The sequence below is a fragment of the Arthrobacter sp. GCM10027362 genome, from assembly GCF_042679445.1.
Lineage (GTDB): Bacteria > Actinomycetota > Actinomycetes > Actinomycetales > Micrococcaceae > Crystallibacter.
Map to the genome: position 1 here is coordinate 1 of NZ_JBHTML010000258.1, position 4,269 is coordinate 4,269.

At 69.4% G+C, this 4,269-nt stretch carries 3 protein-coding genes; 2 read left to right on the forward strand and 1 reads right to left on the reverse strand.

The window, feature by feature from the left end; all coding sequences use genetic code 11:
- The first annotated feature begins 176 nt into the window (after positions 1 to 176).
- Both ACFQ36_RS21080 and ACFQ36_RS21085 read left to right on the forward strand, forming a co-directional pair.
- A complete protein-coding gene (locus tag ACFQ36_RS21080; protein ID WP_377017235.1) occupies positions 177 to 1,427 on the forward strand; it encodes an acyl-CoA dehydrogenase family protein in 1,251 nt (416 codons plus the stop codon).
- 150 nt (positions 1,428 to 1,577) lie between these two features.
- A complete protein-coding gene (locus ACFQ36_RS21085) occupies positions 1,578 to 2,972 on the forward strand; it encodes an aldehyde dehydrogenase family protein (RefSeq protein WP_377017237.1) in 1,395 nt (464 codons plus the stop codon).
- Between the two features lie 380 nt (positions 2,973 to 3,352).
- Here ACFQ36_RS21085 and ACFQ36_RS21090 read toward each other — a convergent pair whose 3' ends face one another.
- Positions 3,353 to 4,150, reverse strand: a complete 798-nt coding sequence (locus tag ACFQ36_RS21090) for a methylenetetrahydrofolate reductase (RefSeq protein ID WP_377017239.1) — start codon at positions 4,148 to 4,150, stop codon at positions 3,353 to 3,355.
- Between the last annotated feature and the right edge of the window lie 119 nt (positions 4,151 to 4,269).

Consider the following 4,269-nt stretch of genomic DNA (forward strand, 5'->3'; position numbering starts at 1 on the left):
CGGCTGGGCCGCCGCCACGGCGGCCGCCACCGTCATCGGCGCACTGTTCCTCGCCGCCCGCCTGCTGGCCCGAGTCCGCCCTGCCGGGGATGCAGCGGCACCCCTGGCCGCCGTCGAAACTCCCGAATCCGTATCCGTCTGACCCTTCCCGCCCTGCCCGTACGAAAGGTAACGCCATGACTTCAGCCACCATCCCCCAGGCCGACTACGAAACCCTGGCCGCCCGCTTCCGGCCGATCTTCGAGCGCATCGCCGAGGGCGCCTCGGCCCGCGAAAAGGACCACCAGCTGCCCTACGCCCAGATCAAGGAGTTGGCCGAGGCCGGCTTCGGTGCCCTGCGCGTGCCGGTGGCCGACGGCGGCTTCGGCGCCACCCTGCCGCAGCTGTTCCGCCTGCTGGCCGAGCTGGCCGCCGCCGATTCGAACATTCCGCAGGCGCTGCGCGGGCACTTCGCGTTCGTGGAGGACCGCCTGGTCTCCACCGGGGCCCAGCGCGCGGTCTGGCTCAAGCGCTTCGTGGACGGTCAGATCGCCGGCAATTCCTGGACCGAGGTCGGCACCGTGAAGATCGGCGACGTGATCACCAAGGTCGCCCCGCAGCACGACGGGACCTTCCGCATCAACGGCACCAAGTACTATTCCACCGGCAGTATCTTCGCGGACTGGATCGACACCTTCGCCCAGCGCACCGACGACGGCACCAAGGTCATCGCCGTCGTCAACGCCCGCCAGCCCGGGGTGACCCACGGTGACGACTGGGACGGCTTCGGTCAGCAGACCACCGGCTCCGGCACCAGCACCTTCACGGACGCGGTGGTGGAGGCGGAGAACGTGATCGACTTCGAGACCCGCTTCAAGTACCAGACCGCGTTCTACCAGGCCGTGCTGCTGGCGGTGCTGGCCGGGACCATTCGGGCCGCCGAACGCGAGATCGCCGCCGAGGTCCGCAAGCGTACGCGCATCTTCTCGCACGGCAACGCCGACTCCTTCGCCGCCGACCCGCAGATCCTGCAGGTGGTCGGCGAGGTCTCGGCCCGCGCCTACGCCGCGGAGGCCGTCCTCGAGCGCGCCGCCGGTGCCCTGCAGCGCGCCTACGAAGGCGCCTTCCTGGGCGACCTGGAAGAAGACGAACGGCGCAACGACGCCGCCGAACTCGAATCTGCCCAGGCCCAGGTGGTGCTGACCGAGCTGGCCACCCGCGCCACCTCGGACATCTTCGACGCCCTCGGCGCCTCGGGCACCAGCACCGCGAAGAACCTGGACCGGCACTGGCGCAACGCGCGCACCGCGGCCAGCCACAACCCGTGGGTGTTCAAGGCCCGCATCATCGGGGACCACGCGATCAACGGCGCCATCCCGCCGCGCGTCTGGGCCATCGGTGCCGGCCCGGAGAAGCAGGCCCCGCAGGAGTCCGCGCCCAAGGCCTGATGCGCCCCCGGCACGAGCCGTCCAGGGGTCCCGTCCTTGGCAGGCTTGGGACGGGAATCCCTGCCGCTAGACTGGGTGGGTGCCGCCGTGGGGACGGCGCCCACCGGGCAGGCACAGGCCGGGGAAACATCAAGGGAGAGCGGCGCGTTCATGGGTGATATGGGGTCATTCGAACGGACGCTGCCCGCCGAGGCGGTGGCCCGGGTGCGTGAGGGATTCCGCACCCGGGCCACCGTGCCTCGGCGTTTCCGCACGGGCCAGCTGAAGGCCCTGCGCCGGCTCATCACGGAGAACGAGAAGGAGCTGGCCCAGGCCCTGGCCGAGGACCTGGGCAAGCACCCGCTGGAAAGCCGGATCTCCGAATTTGCCCTGCTCGAGAACGAAATCGGCCACGCGCTGCTGCACCTGCCGGCATGGATGGAGGAAACCGCCGTCAAAGTGCCGCTGGTCCTGCAGCCGGCCCAGGCCCGCGTAGTCCCGCAGCCGTTGGGCGTGGTGCTGATCCTGGCACCGTGGAACTACCCGGTCCAGCTGCTGCTGGCCCCGCTGATCGGCGCACTCGCGGCCGGCAACTGCGCGGTGCTCAAGCCCAGCGAGCTGGCCCCGGCGACGGCGCAGCTGCTCTGCCGGCTGGTGCCGGAATACCTGGACCCGCAGGTGGTGGCCATCGTCGACGGCGGCCCGGAGACCGCCGCGGCACTGCTGCAGGAACGCTTCGACCACATTTTCTTCACCGGCGGCGAACACACGGGCCGTGAGGTGCTGCAGGCGGCGGCCCGGCACCTGACCCCGGTGACACTGGAGCTCGGCGGCAAGTGCCCCGCCGTCGTCGTCGACGGGCACTGGGGCAACATCGCCCGGCGTCTTGCGCACGGCAAATTCCTCAACGCCGGCCAGACGTGCACGGCGCCGGACTACGTGCTCGCCGTGGGCAGGGCCGCGGAGCAGCTGCGCACCCACCTGCCCGAGTCCGTCCGTGAACTTTTCGGCAGGCGGCCCGTGCGCAGCAAGGACTACGGCCGGATTGTCAACGAGCGCCATTTCGACCGGCTCGCCGGCTACCTGGGCCAGGGCACGGTGCTCAGCGGCGGCGGCACCGAGCGGTCCAGCCGGTACATCGAACCTACGGTGCTTGTTGACGTCGACCCGGATGCGCCGGTGATGCGGGAGGAAATCTTCGGCCCCATCCTGCCGGTACTGGAGGTGCCCAGCCTCGAGGAGGCGGTGGCGTTCATCAACGACCGGCCGGCCCCGCTGGCCGCCTACCTGTTCAGCGAGCGGCCGAAGAACCAGCGAATCTTCGAGGACACCGTGCGGGCCGGGGCGGTCGGGCACAACATCTGCAACGCCCACCCGCTGGTGCCCGGGCTGCCGTTCGGCGGCACCGGGGCCAGCGGCATGGGCGCCTACCACGGCAGGCACTCGTTTGACACCTTCAGCCACCGGCGCCCGGTGCTGTCCAAGAGCGCGTTGGTGGAGACGCTGAAGGTCGGCTATCCGCCGTATTCGTGGAGCAAGGCCGAGGTGCTCAAGAGGCTGCTGTAGGGGCCGCGCGGCCGGCGGTCCGGGTTGAACCGATGCGCTCCAGATCCCGTCCCAGCGAGCCGAGCCGGGTGCCGAGGGCGCTGCAGCGGATTTGCGGGCCGTGCGGCGACGGCGAGGCCGGCGGCCTGCGGCACCTCAAGATGTTGGCCATGGCCTGCCGGCTGACCGGACATTCGCAGGCGCGGCTCCCTGCCGCCTGAGCACCCGGCTGCCTTGCTCACCGTCGCCAACAGGTTCCGCACAAGGGTCTGGCAGAGGCCCCCAGACCGGCATGCCGGAGAGCACCTGCATGTAGCGGGCCAGCATCACCGGCTCTGCCACGAACCGGGCCATCGCCTTTCAACATTTCAGCCATACGCGCTTGATCCGGCTGCTGCCGGTCACGCTGGGAGAAGGGCAGCCGGCGGGGTCCCATAGGTGGAGTGCGGATCAAGGTTGTTGAAGCTGTAGAGGTGGATGCCCGCGAGGGCGGGCTGGAAGGCGGAAAGTTCTGAGACGAGGCTCCGCGGTGAGTATGTCTCCCCGCTCAGGAGCCTGCGGGCGAGCGGACCCTTGCGGTTCAGGAGCCGCAAGGACGTGCCGACTCCGATCTTTGCGGCCAGTGAGGCGAGCCTGGCCCGGTGCACGGCTCCGGCCACACCGGCCCAGACTGGCAGTTCGACGCCTTCGCGGTGCAGCAACTCGATGTATCCGGCGATCTTGGGGGCGGAGAAGCACATTTGGGTGACCATGTTCGTGGCCAGATGCTGCTTTTGCAGAAGGGAATCGAGCATGTGCAGGGCGTCCTGCCCGGGGTGCCCTTCGGGGTAGCCGGCCACGCCGATTGAGATGCCTCCGCCGGATATTTCGGCGATGTCCTCCATCAGCTGGGCGGCTGAGTCATAGGGGCCCGCCGCGTACGGGGCATCACCCCCGATGGCGAACACCTCGGTGATGCCCGCAGCCTGGCAATCCTTGAGCATTCCGGCAAGCTGTGAGCGGTCCTGAAGGCCTCGCGCGGCGATGTGCGGCACTACGTTGTAACCCAGCAGACCAAGCTGGATCGCGGTCTGCATGGTGGATTTGATGCCGCGGTGCGGCAGGCAAGTGACGGTGAGTGCCGAGCCTACGGGGACGGCTGCCCTGACCCCGGCGATGATGCCGTCGGTGGGCATGATTTCCATGCGTACGGGGAACATCTTTTGTCCTTTGCAGCTCACTGGGCGGCCAGGACGGAGCTGGCTTCCTGCCGGGTGGTGCCGGAGTCCTCGATGCCGTCGGCAATGTGGGCCAGTTCCTCGGGCAGTTCGCGCCCCTT

Coding starts and splice junctions, on each gene's coding strand:
- ACFQ36_RS21090 (WP_377017239.1), bottom strand. CDS start 4,150: ATGTTCCCCGTACGCATGGAAATCATGCCCACCGACGGCATCATCGCC.
- ACFQ36_RS21085 (WP_377017237.1), top strand. CDS start 1,578: ATGGGTGATATGGGGTCATTCGAACGGACGCTGCCCGCCGAGGCGGTG.
- ACFQ36_RS21080 (WP_377017235.1), top strand. CDS start 177: ATGACTTCAGCCACCATCCCCCAGGCCGACTACGAAACCCTGGCCGCC.